Annotated in this window: 15 protein-coding genes; 13 read left to right on the plus strand and 2 right to left on the minus strand. The window is 64.6% G+C overall.

Going from position 1 to position 17,423, the window contains the following annotated elements:
- The first annotated feature begins 78 nt into the window (after positions 1-78).
- The 4 genes from G4223_RS17010 to G4223_RS17025 all read left to right on the plus strand — a co-directional run bounded on the left by G4223_RS17010 (position 79) and on the right by G4223_RS17025 (position 4,516).
- Entirely contained in the window at positions 79-1,500 is a 1,422-nt protein-coding gene (locus G4223_RS17010; RefSeq protein ID WP_241004191.1) for a DegQ family serine endoprotease, read from the plus strand.
- Positions 1,497-2,798 (plus strand): AAA family ATPase, encoded by a 1,302-nt coding sequence (locus tag G4223_RS17015; RefSeq protein ID WP_163682216.1) that lies wholly within the window; start codon positions 1,497-1,499, stop codon positions 2,796-2,798. Before G4223_RS17010 ends, G4223_RS17015 begins: the two co-directional genes overlap by 4 nt.
- Positions 2,799-2,905: 107 nt before the next feature.
- Positions 2,906-3,307: a septal ring lytic transglycosylase RlpA family protein gene (locus G4223_RS17020; RefSeq protein ID WP_338086912.1), complete on the plus strand. Its 402-nt coding sequence runs from the start codon at positions 2,906-2,908 to the stop codon at positions 3,305-3,307.
- A gap of 207 nt (positions 3,308-3,514) precedes the next feature.
- The gene (locus tag G4223_RS17025) at positions 3,515-4,516 is read left to right on the plus strand and encodes an RluA family pseudouridine synthase (protein WP_163682218.1); all 1,002 of its coding nucleotides are present in this window, start codon (positions 3,515-3,517) and stop codon (positions 4,514-4,516) included.
- A gap of 50 nt (positions 4,517-4,566) precedes the next feature.
- On the opposite strand, the gene G4223_RS17030 is transcribed toward G4223_RS17025, so the two are convergent.
- The gene (locus tag G4223_RS17030) at positions 4,567-5,259 is read right to left on the minus strand and encodes a hypothetical protein (protein WP_163682219.1); all 693 of its coding nucleotides are present in this window, start codon (positions 5,257-5,259) and stop codon (positions 4,567-4,569) included.
- Positions 5,260-5,525: 266 nt separating this feature from the next.
- Here G4223_RS17030 and G4223_RS17035 point away from each other — a divergent pair, with 266 nt between their 5' ends.
- The 5 genes from G4223_RS17035 (at position 5,526) to G4223_RS17055 (ending at position 13,205) form a co-directional block, all read left to right on the plus strand.
- A complete protein-coding gene (locus G4223_RS17035) occupies positions 5,526-6,209 on the plus strand; it encodes an HAD-IA family hydrolase (RefSeq protein ID WP_205762557.1) in 684 nt (227 codons plus the stop codon).
- Positions 6,200-8,491: an AsmA family protein gene (locus tag G4223_RS17040; protein WP_163682221.1), complete on the plus strand. Its 2,292-nt coding sequence runs from the start codon at positions 6,200-6,202 to the stop codon at positions 8,489-8,491. Before G4223_RS17035 ends, G4223_RS17040 begins: the two co-directional genes overlap by 10 nt.
- Positions 8,492-8,561: 70 nt before the next feature.
- Positions 8,562-9,269: an ATP12 family chaperone protein gene (locus G4223_RS17045; RefSeq protein ID WP_205762558.1), complete on the plus strand. Its 708-nt coding sequence runs from the start codon at positions 8,562-8,564 to the stop codon at positions 9,267-9,269.
- A gap of 394 nt (positions 9,270-9,663) precedes the next feature.
- Positions 9,664-11,196, plus strand: a complete 1,533-nt coding sequence (locus tag G4223_RS17050) for an acyl-CoA carboxylase subunit beta (RefSeq protein WP_163682223.1) — start codon at positions 9,664-9,666, stop codon at positions 11,194-11,196.
- A 14-nt stretch (positions 11,197-11,210) separates the two neighbouring features.
- A complete protein-coding gene (locus G4223_RS17055; protein ID WP_163682225.1) occupies positions 11,211-13,205 on the plus strand; it encodes an acetyl-CoA carboxylase biotin carboxylase subunit in 1,995 nt (664 codons plus the stop codon).
- Between the two features lie 65 nt (positions 13,206-13,270).
- On the opposite strand, the gene G4223_RS17060 is transcribed toward G4223_RS17055, so the two are convergent.
- Positions 13,271-13,738 (minus strand): Dps family protein, encoded by a 468-nt coding sequence (locus G4223_RS17060; protein WP_163682228.1) that lies wholly within the window; start codon positions 13,736-13,738, stop codon positions 13,271-13,273.
- 215 nt (positions 13,739-13,953) lie between these two features.
- On the opposite strand from G4223_RS17060, the gene G4223_RS17065 reads away from it, so the two are divergent.
- From G4223_RS17065 to G4223_RS17080, 4 genes are all read left to right on the plus strand, one after another.
- Positions 13,954-14,805 carry a motility protein A gene (locus G4223_RS17065; RefSeq protein WP_163682230.1) on the plus strand — a complete coding sequence of 284 codons (852 nt, stop codon included), beginning with the start codon at positions 13,954-13,956 and terminating at the stop codon, positions 14,803-14,805.
- A gap of 16 nt (positions 14,806-14,821) precedes the next feature.
- Positions 14,822-15,607 carry an OmpA family protein gene (locus G4223_RS17070; protein ID WP_163682231.1) on the plus strand — a complete coding sequence of 262 codons (786 nt, stop codon included), beginning with the start codon at positions 14,822-14,824 and terminating at the stop codon, positions 15,605-15,607.
- Positions 15,604-15,888: an acylphosphatase gene (locus tag G4223_RS17075; protein WP_163682233.1), complete on the plus strand. Its 285-nt coding sequence runs from the start codon at positions 15,604-15,606 to the stop codon at positions 15,886-15,888. The genes G4223_RS17070 and G4223_RS17075 overlap by 4 nt, the downstream gene beginning before the upstream one ends.
- A 63-nt stretch (positions 15,889-15,951) precedes the next feature.
- Positions 15,952-17,349, plus strand: coding sequence for a GH1 family beta-glucosidase (locus tag G4223_RS17080; protein WP_163682235.1), 1,398 nt, complete (start codon positions 15,952-15,954; stop codon positions 17,347-17,349).
- Positions 17,350-17,423 lie beyond the last annotated feature (74 nt).

Below are 17,423 nucleotides of genomic sequence, written 5' to 3' on the forward strand. Positions count from 1 at the left end.
AACGTCTCCTTGCCACGATGCGGCCCTGAACCGATAGTATGGCGGTTCATCGTCGTTTAGTGCCGCAAAGGGGTCGTCATGAGGATGCCGCGTTTTTTCGTCCTGTCGCTGTTGGCCATGGCGGCCGTGGTGCCGCCGATGACAGCCGGGTCGGCGCAGGCCCAGCAGGTGCCCTCGTCGCGGGAACAAATTTCGCTGTCTTTTTCCCCGCTGGTCAAATCGGCGGCTCCGGCGGTGGTGAACATCTACACCAAGCGGGTGGTGCGGGCCGCCGCCTCGCCCTTGCTGAACGATCCGTTCTTTCGCCGTTTCTTCGGTGATGCGTTGCCGCCGGGCGCGGTGAAGGAGAAGATCCAGCGGTCGTTGGGGTCGGGGGTCATCCTTTCGCCCGATGGCACGGTGGTCACCAACCACCACGTCATCAAGGACGCCGACGAGGTCACGGTGGTCTTGTCCGACCGCCGCGAGTTCGAGGCCCATATCGTCGGCTCCGACGAACGCACCGATCTGGCGGTGCTGAAGATCGATCCCAGCCGGGGCGAAAGCCTGCCGGTGCTGAGCATGGGCGATTCCGACGCGCTTGAAGTGGGCGACCTGGTCATCGCCATCGGCAATCCGTTCGGTGTCGGCCAGACGGTGACCAGCGGCATCGTTTCGGCGCTGGCGCGCACCAATGTCGGCATCAGCGACTATCGTTCGTTCATCCAGACGGACGCGGCCATCAATCCCGGAAATTCCGGCGGCGCGCTGGTGGACATGAGCGGCCGGCTGATCGGCATCAACTCGGCGATCTATTCCAAGGATGGCGGCTCGAACGGCATCGGCTTCGCCATTCCCACCTCCCTGGTCAAGACGGTGATCGCCAGCATCACCCAAAGCGGCAAGGTGGTGCGGCCGTGGCTGGGGGCGTCGGGACAGGCGGTGACCAGCGAACTGGCCCAGGCGATGAGCTTGCCGCGCCCGATCGGCGTGTTGTTGAACGGTATCGCCAAGGGCGGTCCGGCGGATCGCGCCGGTCTCAGGGTCGGCGACGTGGTCACCCACATTCAGGGGCGCGAGGTGGACGACGCCGAGGCCATGCGCTTCCGTCTCGCCACCTTGGCCCCCGGTGCCGAGGCCCAGGTCACCTACATGCGCGATGGTGCCGAACATACCGCCTTGGTTCGTTTGATCGCGCCGCCGGAGACCCCCCCGCGCGAGGTGACCGACATCGGCGGTTCCAATCCCTTTACCGGGGCGACCCTCGCCAACCTCAACCCCGCTTTGGCCGAGGAAGTGGGCATGGCCAGCGTGTCGACCGGGGTGGTGGTGTTGCGCATCAAGCGTGGTTCGGTCGCCCATCGGCTTCAGTTCCAGCCGGGCGACATCATCTTGCGCATCAACGACCAGACGGTATCGACGGTGGCCGAGGCCAAGGCATTGTTGGCGGCGCGTGCGGACACATGGCGGGTCACCATCAATCGTGATGGTCAGACCCTGAGCTTGCAGGTCGGCGGGTGAGCTCGCTTTTCGAGCGCGACGAGGATCGACCGCTGGCCGACCGCCTGCGTCCGCAGGATTTGGACCAGGTGGTCGGCCAGGACCACCTGATCGGTCCGACCGGTCCTTTGGGGCGCATGCTGGCTGCCGGGCGGTTGTCGTCGTTCATCCTGTGGGGGCCGCCCGGTTGCGGCAAGACCACCATCGCCCGCCTGTTGGCCGAACGGACCAAGCTGCATTTCGAACCGTTGTCGGCGGTGTTCTCGGGCGTGGCCGATCTGCGCAAGGTGTTCGATGCGGCCGCCAAGCGCAAGGAGGTGGGGCAGGGCACCTTGTTGTTCGTGGACGAAATCCACCGTTTCAACCGGGCGCAACAGGATGGTTTCCTGCCTTACGTGGAAAACGGCACGGTGGTTCTGGTCGGCGCCACCACCGAAAATCCCAGCTTCGAACTGAACGGCGCGCTTTTGTCACGCTGTCAGGTGATGGTGCTCAACCGGCTGGACGAAGCCGCGCTTGAAGTGTTGATCGGCCGGGCCGAGGCGCTGGTCGGCCACGCCCTGCCACTGGACGACGACGCCCGTGTCCAGCTCAAGGCGCTGGCCGATGGCGACGGCCGCTACTTCCTGAACATGGTCGAGGCGCTGTCCATCCTGCCGCCCGAACCCAAGCTCGACCCCGCCGGCTTGGCGCGGGTAGTGCAAAAACGCGCTCCGGCCTATGACAAGGATCGCGAGGGGCATTACAACCTGATCAGCGCGCTGCACAAGTCGCTGCGCGGTTCCGACACCGACGCGGCGCTTTATTGGATGGCGCGCATGCTGGACGGTGGCGAGGACCCGCTTTACCTGTTGCGTCGTCTGGCCCGTTTCGCGGTCGAGGACATCGGTCTGGCCGATCCCGGAGCGCTGACCCAGGCCATCGCCGCCTGGGATCTGTACGAACGCCTGGGCAGTCCCGAAGGCGAGCTGGCCATCGCCCAATTGGTGATCTATCTCGGCACCGCGCCCAAATCCAACGCCGGCTACAAGGCGTTCAAGGGGGCCATGCGCACGGCACGCCAGACCGGCAGCCTGATGCCACCCATGCATATCCTGAATGCCCCGACCAAGATGATGAAGGATCTGGGCTACGCCGACGGCTACCAATACGACCACGACACCGCCGAAGGTTTCTCGGGCCAGAACTATTTCCCGGACGGCATGACCCGCCAACGGTTCTACGATCCGCCGGAACGCGGCTTCGAACGGGAGTTGCGCAAGCGGGTGGATTATTGGGATCGGCTGCGGGCCCGCAAGGGGACGACGGAAAAGCTGTAGCGTCACTTCGTGTTACAATATTTTCCCTAAATTTAAACGGATATTAAATGTGTTGCAACACGCACAGCCCCTGTGGATAGTCCCAGAAGGGACGGGCGAGGAAACTCGTGGAGAGGGTGCGCGTGCAGATATTCCGCTTTTTCATGGCCGTTGCCGGCCTGGCTCTATTGTCCGGTGAAATCCAGGCGGGAGAAGTGGCGCGAGCCACGTGGTACGGCGGCGCCTATGCCGGCCGCCCCACCGCCAGTGGTGAAAAATTCGACCCCTGGGCGATGACCGCCGCCCACCCGACCTTGCCCTTGGGGACCTTGGTCGAGGTTCGGCGGCTGACCAAGAATTCCAGGAACGGCGAGTATCACAGCGTGGTGGTGCGCATCAACGATCGCATGCCAGGGAAAGCGGGGCGGATCGACCTGTCGGAAGGTGCCGCGCGGGCCCTGCGGTTCCGGGACCTGGGGGGCGGGCCGGTCGAGATCACGCCGCTCAAGCTGTTCGCCGACGCACGCTAAACGCTGGTGTCCCGCCGCCACCTGGGGCAAAAGAGCCGACGCAGGCGGTAAGGGAACGGATCTGGTCACCACCCTCAGTTCGACTTTCTGGGGCGCGGCCATGGCGACCGTGCGTCAGGTCGCTGGCTGACACCGATTTTCGTGTTCCTGAGGGGGGGAAGGCGGTAAAACCCCAGCGTCGCCCCTATCGCTGTTGAAAAGACTCTCATGTCCGTCCAGATGATCACTGTTTCCGCCGACGACGCCGACATCCGGCTGGACCGGTGGTTCAAGCGCCATTTCCCCGAGGTCGGCCACGGCCTGTTGGAAAAATGGCTGCGCACCGGTCAGGTGCGGGTGGCCGGCAAGCGGGCGAAGTCCAACCAACGTCTGGAAGCGGGCCAGGACATCCGTGTGCCGCCCATGCCGGCGGCCGACGTCTCGGCCCGGCCCGAGCAGCCCAAGCGGGCGCCGGTGGACGACAAGACCGCCAAGATGCTGCGGGACGCCATCCTTTACATGGATGACGACGTCATCGCGCTCAACAAGCCGGCGGGATTGGCGGTGCAGGGGGGGACCGGCATGGCCGACAAGCATCTCGACGCCTGGCTCGACTGTCTGCAATTCGACAAGCCCGAGCGTCCGCGGCTGGTGCATCGGCTGGACAAGGACACTTCCGGGGTGTTGCTGCTGGGGCGCAGCGCCAGCGCCGCGTCCAAGTTGGCCGCCGCGTTCAAGAGCCGGGCAGCGCGCAAATGCTATTGGGCGTTGGTGGTGGGGGTGCCCAAGCACCGGCAAGGTCGCATCGACGCGGCATTGGCCAAGTTGCCGGGCCGTGGCGGCGAGAAGATGGCGGTGGACAACGACGAAGGCAAGCGCGCCGTCACCTGGTATCGGGTGGTGGACAACGCCCTCAAGCGCGCCGCCTGGCTGGAGATGGAGCCGCGCACCGGCCGCACCCACCAGTTGCGTGCCCATTGCGCGTTGCTGGGCACGCCGATCCTGGGCGACGGCAAGTATGGCGCCGCCGAGGCGTTCATTTCCGGCACCGGCGTTTCGCGCAAGCTGCACCTGCATGCCCGTGCCGTGCGTCTGCCTCATCCCCGTACCGGCAAGGAGTTGACGGTGGTCGCCCCCTTGTCCGAACACATCGCCAAGTCGTTCGAGTTCTTCGGTTTCGACGAGGGGACGGCGGGCAAGCCGTTCCAGGCTTTCGCCGAACTGGAATAAAAAAAGGCGGCATTGCAAGGCCGCCTTTTTCCTGTCGGGCGGGGTTCCGCCTACAGTTTGATCTTGTGCTCAAGTCCGCCCTTGCCGTCGGCGGTGAAATCGACGGTGGCGGTCACCGACTTGCCGCAGGCCTTGAAGGACCAGGTTTCTTTCCAGACACCTTCGGCGATCATGCCTTTTTCGTTGAGCTTGATCGCCTTGGTCTCCTTGCCGTGCTTGGTGTCGACCGGGATGATCTTGGTGATGTCGTTGCACCCTTTCTTGTCAAGGGCGGCGATGATGTCGCGCATGACCACGCCTTGCATCGGCGGGTTGGTCATGGTGGTGCCCGGCAACATCAATGCGGCGCGCGGCGGCTGGCCCTCCTTTTGCGCCTGGATCAGCACGTTCTGGAAGGTGGCGGTGCCGCAACGGTCCATCTTGATGCGGTCCAGCCACAACCCGGCCACCGGATGGATTCCGGTTTCGAAATAGGGCATGTTGTAGATGGTCAGGCTGGCCCGCTCCTTGGGCTTGTGCTCTTTGCATTCGGGGGCGGAAATGGTGTCGCCCATGACCGCCAACTGGGAAATCATCGACTTGTAGCCGGGGCTGGTGACATAGGCCTGAAAGCGCTGCTGGGGGTCTTGCGACTGTTCGGCGGCCGGCACCTGGGGGGCGGGCTGCTCGGAAGTGGTCTGCGCCAGTGCGGGGGCGGACACGGCGGCAAGCGCGAAGGCAAGGGTAGAGAGGCCGAAACGCATGTGAAGCGATCTCCATGGTGGCGCCCTTGCCTTTCTGCGTGCAAGGGGCGCCGGGCATTCCAACCGGTCCGCCAGCGGGCGCGGGCGGGTTTCGGGTGTCGGGCGATGGCGACGACGGCGCGCACATTACTCCAACCCTTGCGTCAAGGACAGGGGCAAGCATGGCATGGGTGCAAGTCGCCTCACTTTCGCCATCGTTCGGCGGTTGGTTGCAGGCTGGGCTTGGGGTAAGCTCTGCGACCGAACCATATGGATGTGGCCTTTCCATGAGCCGTCTGCGACTCGCCGTCTTCGACGTCGACGGGACCTTGATCGATTCCGAACACAACATCGTGGCCGCCATGACCGAGGCGTGGTCGCGCATGGACCTGGGGGTTCCCGATCCCGCGGCGGTCCGTCGGGTCATCGGCCTGTCGCTGGTCGAAGCGTGCGCCGCCTTGTTGCCCGGTATCGAACACGACACCCATCGCATCGTGGCCGAACATTACAAGGATGCGTTTCGCGCCTTGCGGTTGTTGCCCAATACCGTCGAGCCGCTGTTTCCCGGTGTTGTCGAGACGCTGACGGCGCTTGACGCCGATGGCTGGCTTTTGGGGCTGGCGACCGGAAAGTCGCGACGCGGCGTCGATTCCATGCTGCACAACCACGCGCTCGACGGGCGTTTCGTCACCATCCAAACCGCCGACGACAATCCCGGCAAGCCGCATCCCGGCATGTTGCTGCGGGCGGCGGCGGAAACCGGTGTGGCGGCGGCCGACGTGGTGATGATCGGCGACACCGCCTACGACATGGCCATGGCCCGTGCCGCCAAGGCCCATGCCGTCGGCGTGTCGTGGGGCTATCATTCCGTCGCCGAGCTTGAGCAATCGGGGGCGCATGTGGTGATCGACAGTTTCGACGGTCTGGCGGAAATGCTGACCGTTTCCCTGGGAGACGCGCCATGCGCCTGAGTGCCGCTCTCAAGTTGCTGGCCGTGCTGCTTGCCGCCTTGACGGTGGCGCTGGTGGCTGCGGTCAAGTCCATGGACATGGGCAAGCTCAAGACCTTGGCCGTCGAGCAGGTCCGCGCGGCCACCGGGCGCGAGCTGGTTTTGGCCGGGCCTTTGGAACTGCGCCTTGGGTTGGTGCCCCGGCTGATCGCCAACGACGTCAGCCTGTCCAACATGCCCGGCGGCAGCCGGCCGACCATGGTGTCGGTCGAGCGGATCGAGGCCGAGGTGGCGTTGCTGCCGTTGCTCAAACGCGAAATCCGCGTCCAGCGTCTGGTGTTGTCGTCCCCCGACGTCCTGTTGGAAACCGACCGCGCCGGCCACGGCAACTGGTCGTTCACGGCGGCGGACAACGTGTCCGAACCATTGCCGCCGGCCAAGGGCGGCCCTCCGGCGACCCGCTTCACCTTGCGTGAGGTCAAGATCAAGAACGCCCGCTTGTTCTGGCGTGACGGCATGGCCGGCAACGGCCGTCATTTCAACCTGCACAAGCTGATGGTGCAGCCCGAGGCCTTGGGCAAGGGCGGGGTGGCGGTCCAGGCGGTGGGCGACCTTGAGGGGCGCATGCTGAACCTGGATGGCCGGCTGGTCATGCCCGCCGCCGAGGACAAGCCTTGGGGGGTGCACCTGCAAGGCAGCTTCGACGCCATCCAGGCCAAGGTCGAAGGAACCGTGGCCGATCCGTTGGGCGGCCGAGGCATCGAATTGGCCGTGGCGGCCCAAGGTGACGAACTGGGCAAGGTGGTCTTGCATTCCCAGGCGCCGGGCAAGCCCTTGGATGCTCAGTCCCCGTTGGCGCTGGGACCGTTCAAGCTGTCGGCCCGTCTGACCGACGGGCACGGATTGCTGGCGGTGGCCGATCTGGACCTGACCGCCGGCCGGCGCGACGCCTTGTTGGTGACGGCGCGGGGCGGTGTCGCCGACCTGATGGCGCTGACGGGAGTGGAACTGACGCTTGGCGCCGACAGCGACACCTTGGCCGGTTTGTCGCGCCTGACCGGAAGCGAGGTGCCGTCCATCGGCCCGCTCAAGGCGACGGGCCAGTTGTCCGGTGGTGGGACGCAATGGAAGCTGGGTGACTTCAAGGCCAATCTGGGCGGCAGCGACCTGAGTGGCCAGTTGGCTTTGGACATGAGCCAACGGCCCCGGCTGAGCGGGGCTTTGACCTCGGTGGCGCTGGCTCTTGCCGACTTCACCACGCCGGCGTCGAAACCGGGAGAAAAGCTGGCGCCCAAAGGATTGAAAGCGGCCAATGACGGTCGGCTGTTCCCGGCGACGCCCGTGTCGTTTTCCGCTTTGCGCAGTTTCGACGCCAAGGTGGATCTGCATGTCGGCCGGTTGGACCTGGGCAAGGCGCATCTGACCGACGCCACCGCCCAAATGTCGGTGGCCGATGGCCGGTTGTCCGTCCGGCCACTACGCGCCGCGCTGGCCGGCGGCACGGTCGAAGCGGAAATGACCCTGGCCGCCCTGGATAAGGGCGGCGATCTGGCGCTCAAGCTTCAGGGGCGCGGTGTCGATTTGGGGCGCATGCTGAAAGAGGCCGGGATCGACGCTTTGGCCGGCGGCCGCTCAACTTTGCGCCTCGATCTGCACGGCCGGGGCGAATCGTGGCGGGCGTTGATGGCTTCTAGTTCGGGGGAAAGCGTGCTCAGCGTCGGCGAGGGGCGGGTGCACAACACCGCCATCGACTGGGCGGCCGGCGATCTGCTGATCCAGGTGTTGGGCGTGCTCAATCCGCTGAGCCGGTCCGAGGATGACACGCCTTTGTCCTGTGCGGTGGTCCGGTTCGTGGTGCGTGACGGCATCGCCACCGCGGATCGCGGTATCGCGGTGGAAACCGCCAAGGTCAACGTGGTCGGAAGCGGGACGGTGGACCTGCGCGACGAGCGGTTGGACCTGGGGATCGTGCCCAAGGCCCGCGATGGCATCGGATTGTCGCTGACCTCGCCTCTGGCGGGGCTGACCCGTGTGCGCGGCACCCTGGCCGAACCGTCGCTGTCGCTGGACGAGATGGGAACGGCTCGGACCGCCGCCTCGGTGGGGGCGGCGATGGCCACCGGCGGGCTGTCGCTGTTGGGTGAGGCCTTGTTCGACCGCCTGACTGGCGACGACACCCCGTGCAAGACCGCGCTGGGGAATGCACCGGCTAAAAGTGACAAGGGCAAGAAGCCTGCCGGCAAGAAGGGACGTAAGCAGTCCCGAAGCGAATCCGGTTTCCTTGATGGCCTGTTCGGTGGCTGAGAGCGTGGGGCTTGCCGTGTCCGCCGTTTTCCCCTATGTCCCGGCGACATTCTGAGCAAGAGCCGGCGCCATGCTGAACAAGACCTTGAAACGTTTTTACAAACTGGCCGAGGTGGCCGAAGTGTCGGGCGGTTTCGCCGTCCATCTGGATGGCCGCTGCGTCAAGACACCGGCCGGCCGCAAGCTGGAAGTGCCGTTCCGCGCCCTGGCCGAGGCCATGGCCGTCGAATGGCGGGAGCAGGGCGAGGAGATCAAGCCCAAATCCATGCCCATGACCCAGTTGGTCAGCACCGCGCTGGATCGCGTCGGCCCCGAACGCGCCACCATCTTGGATCAGTTGACCCGGTTTTCCGACACGGACCTGCTGTGTTATCGCGCCGAAGCCCCCCAGGATCTGGTGGCGCGCCAGACCGGGCAATGGCAACCGTTGCTCGACTGGGCGGCGGAGGCCATCGGTGCCCGTCTGGTGGTCACCACCGGTGTGATCGCGGTGGACCAGCCGGCCGGGGCGGTGGCGGCGCTGGCGGCGCGGCTTGACGGATACGACGACTGGCGGCTGACGGCGGCGCAGGCGACGTGCGCCGCCGCGGGGTCTTTGGTGCTGGCCCTGGCGCTGGTGGAAGGGCGGCTGGATGGCGAGCGGACCTACGCCCTGTCGCAGTTGGACGAGACCTTCCAGATCGAACAATGGGGTGAGGATGCCGAGGCCGCAGACCGTCGTGCGGCCCTTCGTCGTGACATCCTGGCGGCCGAGCGGTTGCTGGCATTGGCCGTTTGATAACCGGGAAAAAACGCTCGTCGAAAGAAAATTTCCTAAAAATGAGTGGGCGCGCAGTAGCGTGACCCACCTCATCCTACCCGCAAAGCCCCGGTTTCCGGGGCTTTGCGCATTATGGGCGGGAAATTAAACCGATGGTGGGGGGAATGGGGTAAAGTAATTTTGTTACTTAAGCCATGCGCCCCGCGCAACCCCGTTAAAGCCAAGTAGCTAAAGCCTTTTCGTTAGTCACAAATTGCAACACAACGTGAGTGGGTGTGGGGTCTTTTTCGGTGGAAGCCGGCGGGAAGTAATGGTATCTGCACTGCCCTGACCATAAGGGTGGGCAACCACCCGAAGGTTCCGGCGTGCCCGAAAACAGGCGCTTGCCCATACCTTCATTAGGGGAAATCGGATGCAGGAAATCATTCGCCAACTCGAAGAGAAACGGAACCGCGCCCGTCTGGGTGGCGGCGAGAAGCGTATCGCTTCGCAACATGCCAAGGGCAAGCTGGCTGCCCGCGAACGCATCGAGTTGCTTCTCGATCCCGACTCCTTCGAGGAGTGGGACATGTTCAAGGAACACCGCTGCACCGATTTCGGCATGGACCAGCAATCCATTCCGTCCGACGGCGTGGTGACCGGGTACGGCACCGTCAACGGCCGTCTGGTTTTCGTGTTCAGCCAGGATTTCACCGTGTTCGGCGGTTCGCTGTCGGAAGCGCACGCCGAGAAGATCTGCAAGATCATGGACAAGGCCGTCCAGGTCGGCGCCCCGGTGATCGGCCTCAACGATTCGGGCGGCGCCCGCATCCAGGAAGGCGTCGCCTCGCTGGCCGGTTACGCGGAAGTGTTCCAGCGCAACGTGATGGCCTCGGGCGTGGTGCCTCAGATTTCCATGATCATGGGTCCGTGCGCCGGCGGCGCCGTGTACAGCCCGGCCATGACCGACTTCATCTTCATGGTGAAGGACAGCTCGTACATGTTCGTGACCGGTCCTGACGTGGTCAAGACCGTGACCCACGAGACGGTCACCGCCGAGGAACTGGGCGGCGCCATGACCCACTCGACCAAGTCGGGCGTGGCTGATCTGGCGTTCGAGAACGACGTCGAAGCGCTGCTGCAACTGCGCCGCTTCATCGACTTCCTGCCGTCGTCGAACAAGGAAAAGCCTCCGGTCCGCCCGACCCCGGACGTGCCCGACCGCAAGGAGATGAGCCTCGACACCCTCATCCCCGACAATCCGAACAAGCCCTACGACATGAAGGAACTGATCCTGAAGGTCGTGGACGAAAACGACTTCTTCGAGATTCAGCCGGGCTATGCGGGCAACATCATCGTCGGTTTCGGCCGCATGGAAGGCCGCACCGTCGGTTTCGTCGCCAACCAGCCCATGGTTCTGGCCGGTTGCCTGGATATCGCGTCCTCGATCAAGGCCGCCCGCTTCGTGCGGTTCTGCGACAGCTTCAACATTCCGATCGTGACCTTCGTCGACGTGCCCGGCTTCCTGCCCGGCACCGCCCAGGAATACGGCGGCATCATCAAGCACGGCGCCAAGCTGCTTTATGCTTTCGCCGAGGCCACCGTGCCGAAGATCACCATCATCACCCGCAAGGCCTATGGCGGCGCTTACGACGTGATGAGCTCCAAGCACCTGCGGGGCGACGTCAACTTCGCCTGGCCGACCGCCGAAATCGCGGTGATGGGTCCCAAGGGCGCGGTGGAGATCATCTTCCGTCAGGACATGGGCGACGCCGACAAGATCGCCGCCCGCACCGAGGAATACCGCCAGAAGTTCGCCAACCCCTTCATCGCCGGCAAGCGTGGTTTCATCGATGATGTGATCATGCCGCACTCGACCCGCAAGCGCATCTGCCGCTCGCTGGCCATGCTGAAGGACAAGGACCTCAAAAACCCGTGGAAGAAGCACGGGAACATTCCGCTTTGATGGGGGCTGCGAGCATGTTCACCAAAATTCTGATCGCCAACCGCGGCGAGATCGCTTGCCGCGTCATCAAGACCGCCAAGAAGATGGGCATCAAGACGGTGGCGGTGTATTCCGACGCCGACAAGGATGCGCTGCATGTGCAGATGGCCGACGAGGCCGTCCATCTTGGCCCGCCGCCTTCGGCCCAGTCCTATCTGTTGGCCGACAAGATCGTCGAGGCCTGCAAGAAGACCGGCGCCCAGGCCGTGCACCCGGGCTATGGTTTCCTGTCGGAAAAGCGTGAGTTCCAAGAGGCGCTGGCCAAGGCCGGCATCACGTTCATCGGCCCCGACGCCCACGCCATCTTCTGCATGGGCGACAAGATCGAGTCGAAGAAACTGGCCAAGGCCGCCGGCGTCAACACCGTTCCCGGCCACATGGACGTCATCAAGGATGCCGCCGAGGCGGTGAAGATCGCCAAGGAAATCGGCTATCCGGTGATGATCAAGGCCTCGGCCGGCGGTGGCGGCAAGGGCATGCGTCTGGCGTGGAACGACGCCGAGGCCAAGGAAGGCTTCATCTCGGCCACCAACGAGGCCAAGTCGTCCTTCGCCGACGACCGCGTCTTCATCGAGAAGTTCATCGAGCAGCCCCGCCACATCGAGATCCAGGTGCTGGCCGACAGCTTCGGCAACACCATCTATCTCGGCGAGCGCGAATGCTCGATCCAGCGCCGCCATCAGAAGGTGATCGAAGAGGCGCCGTCGCCCTTCCTGAGCCCCGAGATGCGCAAGGCCATGGGCGAGCAGGCCTGCGCCCTGGCTAAGGCGGTGAACTACAAGTCGGCCGGTACCGTCGAGTTCATCGTCGGCGGCGCCACCGGCGAGTTCTACTTCCTGGAAATGAACACCCGCCTTCAGGTCGAGCATCCGGTCACCGAAATGGTCACCGGCCTCGATCTGGTCGAGCTGATGATCAAGGTTGCGGCCGGCGACAAGCTGCCGCTGACCCAGGATGACGTCAAGCTGAACGGCTGGGCCATCGAGGCCCGCGTCTACGCGGAAGACCCCTTCCGCAACTTCCTGCCGTCCACCGGCCGCCTGACCCGCTATCAGCCGCCGGAGGAGACCCAGCACGTCCGCGTCGATACCGGCGTGTACGAGGGTGGCGAGATCAGCATGTTCTACGATCCGATGATCGCCAAGCTGATCACCTACGGCCCCACCCGCGACGCCGCCATCACCCATATGCGTGAGGCGCTGGACGCTTATTACATCCGTGGTCTGTCGCACAACATTCCGTTCCTGGCCTCGCTGATGGCCAAGGAGCGGTTCGTCAAGGCCGAGTTGACCACCAACTTCATCGCCGAAGAGTACAAGAACGGCTTCCACGCCAAGGATCTGCCGGCCAGCGATCCGACCGTGCTGATCGCCGTCGCCGCGGCGGTCAAGTGCACGGTCATGGCCCGCAACATCCAGATTTCGGGCCAGTTCCCCGGTCACGACATGACCGTGCCGGTGGAATGGACGGTCGTTCTGAACAATTCCGATTACCATGACGTGGAATGCCGGCCCATCGCCGGCGGCTTCGCCGTGGTCATCGGCGGCGAAGCGGTCAGCGTCAAGACCGACTGGCAGATCGGCCAACCGCTGGTGCGCGCCACCGTCGAAGGCTTGGCCGTCTGTGTGCAGATCGACCGCAACGGCGTGTTCTACACCCTGGCCCATGCCGGTTCGCGCGTTCATGCCGCCGTCCTGCTGCGTCAGGCCGCGCGCATGAACAAGCTGATGCCGATCAAGGCGCCGCCGGACATGTCCAAGTACCTGCTGTCGCCCATGCCCGGCCTGCTGCGCTCGCTGGAAGTGGTCGAGGGCCAGGAAGTGAAGGCGGGCGAGCCGCTGGCCGTGGTCGAAGCCATGAAGATGGAAAACATCCTCAAGGCCGAGCGCGACGGCGTCATCGCCAAGGTCCACGCCCAGCCGGGCGAATCGCTGGCGGTGGATCAGAAGATCATCGAGTTCGCCTCGTAAGGCGTTCTTGTTGAAAACGCAAACCCCCGGTGCCGCGAGGCGCCGGGGGTTTTTCGTTCAGGGGATCATCCCAACAGCGACCGCAACATCCAGGCCGTCTTCTCGTGCACCTGCATGCGCTGGGTGAGAAGGTCGGCGGTGGGTTCGTCATGGGCTTCGTCCACCACCGGGAAGATGGAGCGCGCCGTGCGTACCACCGCTTCCTGGTCCTTGACCAGGATGCGGATCATGTCCTCGGCCGAGGGCACGCCTTCCTCTTCCTTGAGCGAGGTCAGGCGGGCGAAGGCGGCATAGGAGCCCGGCGCCGGAAAGTCGAGCGCCCGGATGCGCTCGGCGACCAGATCCACGGCCAGGGCCAGTTCGTTGTATTGCTGCTCGAACATCAGGTGCAGCGTGTTGAACATGGGCCCCTTGACGTTCCAGTGGAAGTTGTGGGTCTTGAGGTAAAGGGTGTAGGTGTCCGCCAGAAGCCGGGCCAAGCCGTCGCCGATCTGTTTGCGGGCGCCGTCGTCGATGCCGATGTCGATGCTCATGGTCTTCTCTCCCGTACTTGGTTCGGCGGAAGCTGTCCGCCGTGCTCTGAAGACGACCATAGGAAGCTTGGCCGAATCGATCCAATTGGAAGTCGCCGATATTAAAATCGACAATTCCGATCATTCGTGGGTGTGGCGGCGACACCGATCTTGCCGTACCATTCCGGGGATGGGCAAACGGCAGGTCGGGAGGGCCTGACGCGCGGGGGGTATTCATGGATTACGCCACACTGGCGGGGTTGGTGATCGGAATCCTGGTGGTGACGCTGGCCATCGCCACCGGCTCTGAATTAAGCATTTTCCTGGATTTGCCCAGCTTCCTGATCGTGGTGGGCGGGACTTTCGCCGCGACCATGGTCAAGTTTCCGCTGTCGGGTGTGTTCGTCGCCATGCCGGTGGGGTTCAAGGCGGCGTTCCGCAACGAAAAGGAACAGCCCCGCGATTTCATCCGCAAGGCCATCGCCATCAGCAAGCTGGTGCGCAAGTCGGGCCACATCGCCGCCGAGAACGTCAAGGTCCGCAACCAGTTCTTCCGCAAGGGGCTGCAACTGGTGGCCGACGGCCGCGACCTCGACTATATCCGCAAGGTTCTGACCCAGGATATGGCGTTGTCCATCCAGCGTGACGAGATCGGCGCCAAGGTATTCATGGCCATCGCCGAATTCGCTCCCGCGTTCGGCATGTTCGGCACGCTGGTCGGCCTGGTGCAGATGCTGAGCCACATGAACGATCCCACCACCATCGGCCGCGGCATGGCGGTGGCGTTGCTGACCACGCTTTACGGCGTGCTGATCGCCAATTTGATCGCCATTCCCATCGCCGACAAACTGGAGGACAAGCGCCAGCGCGAGGTGGCGCTGCGGTCCCTGATCATCGAATGCGTGTTCCAGATTCAGCAACAGCAGAATCCCACCGCCATGATGGAAATCCTCGAGGCCTATCTGCCCGAGAAGCAGCGGCAGTTGGGGGCCAAGGACAGTTACACCGGCAGTGGCGGTTCGGGCGGCGGCGGCAAGCCGTCGGGCAACGGCAAGGGCGCCCACGCCGCCGGCAGCCACGAAACCTGACGCGGAACGCGCGGCCATGGACTTCGACAACGGTTTCAAGAAGACGGAACGGCGCCAGCCCATGTGGTTGACGTCGTTTGCCGATTTGATGTCGTTGCTGTTCGCCATGTTCGTCATGCTGTTGTCGTTTTCGGACATCAACAGCGACAGCTTCCACAAGAACGCCGGCCCCATCTCCCAGGCCTTCGATTCCCAGGCCCCGACCAAATCCATCGTGCCGCCGCCCCAGGTCCTTCCCTACATGAAGCTCGAGATCAACCAGAGCGACGACGAGGAAGAGGTCGAGGACAAGGAAAGCAAGGCGGTCCAGCCCGAGCCGCCTTCCAAGGTGGTGGCCGAGGAACTGCGCCGGGTGCTGCTCGAGGAATTGCGCCGCCAGTTGGTGGACGTGATCGAACGCGACAACATGGTGGTCATCCGTTTTCGCGACCATGCCGCCTTCGCGCCGGGCGAACGCGAATTGTCCTCGGCCATCCTGCCGACGCTCGACAACATCGTGACCGTGCTGGGCCGCACGCCGGGCCGCATCCGGGTCGAGGGGCATACCGACAACGTTCCCATCTCGACCGAATTGTTCCGTTCCAACTGGGATTTGTCGGCGGCGCGTGCCGCCTCGGTGGTGCATTACCTGCTTCAGACCGGACGGATCGCCCCCGACCGGTTGTCGGCCGAAGGTTTCGCCGACAGCCGGCCGCTGACCGGCAACGACACCATGGATGACCGCGCCCGTAACCGCCGGGTCGAGATTTCCATCGAGATGCCGGCATCGGCGGTGCCGCAGGCTTCGGGGAATACGCCATGAACCATCCGACCTGTGTCCGCGCCGTGGTCTCGGGCCGGGTCCAGGGCGTGTGGTATCGCGGCTGGACGGTGCAGACGGCCCAGGGGATGGGGTTGGCCGGTTGGGTGCGCAATCTGTCCGACGGCCGGGTCGAGGCGGTGTTCATGGGTGATGCGGCGACGGTGGAGGCCATGCTGGCCGCCTGTCGTCAGGGGCCGCCCTCGGCATGGGTCAGCGCCATCGAGGTGGAACCGTGGAGCGAACTGCCGGGCCATGGCTTCCATCAGCGTCCCACCTTCTGACCGGCTTGCCGGGCCCGCGTTCGGGACCTACTTGCCGTGGGACGCCACCACCGCGAGGACAGCATGAGGATCAGCCGACGCCAGCTTCTTGCCGGGGTTGCCGCCTCTTCCGCGTTGCCGGCGGCGGCTTTCGCCGCGCCGACCCGACAATTCCCAAAAGGATTCTGGTGGGGGGCGTCGACCTCGGCCTATCAGGTCGAGGGGGCGCTTGACGCCGATGGCCGTGGCCCGGACATCTGGGACGCCTTTACCCAAGCTGGGCGCATCCTGGACGGGACTTCGGCGCGGGTGGCCTGCGACCATTACCACCGCTATGCCGAGGATGTCGCCCTGATGCGGGCGGCAGGGTTCAACGCCTACCGTTTCTCGCTGGCCTGGCCGCGGATCGTTCCCGCCGGAACCGGCGCGGTGAACCCCAAGGGGCTGGATTTCTATGATCGTCTGGTGGACGCGCTGTTGGCCGCCGGCATCCGGCCCATGGCCTGTCTGTACCATTGGGATCTGCCGCAACCGCTTCAGGACAAGGGCGGCTGGCTGGGACGCGAGATGACCGGACCTTTCGCCGATTATGCCGCTCTGGCGGTGCGTCGGCTGGGCGATCGGGTCAAGACCTGGATGATGTTGAACGAGCCTAACGTGGTGGCGGTGTTCGGCCACGGCTTGGGCGAACACGCCCCCGGTCTGCGCCTGGGCGAGGATGGCATCCTGAAGGCGCTGCACCACCAGAATCTGGCCCAGGGCGCGGGGCTGCGGGCGGCCCGTGCCGAACGCTCCGACCTGATGCTCGGCACCGTCAGCAATTTCAGCCCGTGCGTCGCCGACAGCGGGACCGACGCCGACCGTCGTGCCGCCGCCCTGTGGGACGCGGTGTGGAACCGCGTCACCCTGGACGGATTGTTCAAGGGCGAGGTGCCGGCCTTGCTGGCCGAACGCATGGCGGCCATCGTGCGGCCGGGCGACATGGAACTGGTGCGATGTCCCGTCGATCTGTTGGGGCTGAACTATTACAGCCGCAACACCATGAGGCATGCGCCGGAACGTCCCTTCGCCGCCGGCTGGGGAACGCCCAAGACATCGCGGCGCACCGACATGGGCTGGCCGGTCGAGCCCGAAGGGCTTTACGAACAATTGCTCGACCTGCGCGACCGTTACGGCAATCCGCCGGTCTTTGTCGCCGAGAACGGCGCCGCCTATGACGACGTGGTGGAAGCGGACGGCAGCGTGCGCGACAGCAAGCGGGCCCGTTTCCTTGAAGATCATGTGGCGCAGGTGCATCGGGCCTTGGGCGCGGGTGCCGACGTCAGAGGGTATCTGGCCTGGAGCCTGTTGGATAATTTCGAGTGGGCGTTCGGCCTGTCGCGGCGGTTCGGGCTGGTGCGGGTGGATTTCGACAGCCTGAAGCGCACCCCAAAGGACAGCTACCGGCTGATGCGTCGCATCGCCCTTGCCAACGGTCTATGAGAACATTCTGAGGAATCCCTCCAGCCATGCGCAGATGTCCCTCGCCTCGGTAAGGGCATGCCCGTAAAGTACGG

The organism is Magnetospirillum aberrantis SpK, from assembly GCF_011022235.1.
GTDB classification, from domain to species: Bacteria; Pseudomonadota; Alphaproteobacteria; order Rhodospirillales; family Magnetospirillaceae; genus Magnetospirillum; species Magnetospirillum aberrantis.

Coding starts and splice junctions, on each gene's coding strand:
- G4223_RS17050 (WP_163682223.1), top strand. CDS start 9,664: ATGCAGGAAATCATTCGCCAACTCGAAGAGAAACGGAACCGCGCCCGT.
- G4223_RS17030 (WP_163682219.1), bottom strand. CDS start 5,259: ATGCGTTTCGGCCTCTCTACCCTTGCCTTCGCGCTTGCCGCCGTGTCC.
- G4223_RS17070 (WP_163682231.1), top strand. CDS start 14,822: ATGGACTTCGACAACGGTTTCAAGAAGACGGAACGGCGCCAGCCCATG.
- G4223_RS17060 (WP_163682228.1), bottom strand. CDS start 13,738: ATGAGCATCGACATCGGCATCGACGACGGCGCCCGCAAACAGATCGGC.
- G4223_RS17025 (WP_163682218.1), top strand. CDS start 3,515: ATGTCCGTCCAGATGATCACTGTTTCCGCCGACGACGCCGACATCCGG.
- G4223_RS17080 (WP_163682235.1), top strand. CDS start 15,952: ATGAGGATCAGCCGACGCCAGCTTCTTGCCGGGGTTGCCGCCTCTTCC.
- G4223_RS17045 (WP_205762558.1), top strand. CDS start 8,562: ATGCTGAACAAGACCTTGAAACGTTTTTACAAACTGGCCGAGGTGGCC.
- G4223_RS17035 (WP_205762557.1), top strand. CDS start 5,526: ATGAGCCGTCTGCGACTCGCCGTCTTCGACGTCGACGGGACCTTGATC.
- G4223_RS17075 (WP_163682233.1), top strand. CDS start 15,604: ATGAACCATCCGACCTGTGTCCGCGCCGTGGTCTCGGGCCGGGTCCAG.
- G4223_RS17010 (WP_241004191.1), top strand. CDS start 79: ATGAGGATGCCGCGTTTTTTCGTCCTGTCGCTGTTGGCCATGGCGGCC.
- G4223_RS17065 (WP_163682230.1), top strand. CDS start 13,954: ATGGATTACGCCACACTGGCGGGGTTGGTGATCGGAATCCTGGTGGTG.
- G4223_RS17055 (WP_163682225.1), top strand. CDS start 11,211: ATGTTCACCAAAATTCTGATCGCCAACCGCGGCGAGATCGCTTGCCGC.
- G4223_RS17040 (WP_163682221.1), top strand. CDS start 6,200: ATGCGCCTGAGTGCCGCTCTCAAGTTGCTGGCCGTGCTGCTTGCCGCC.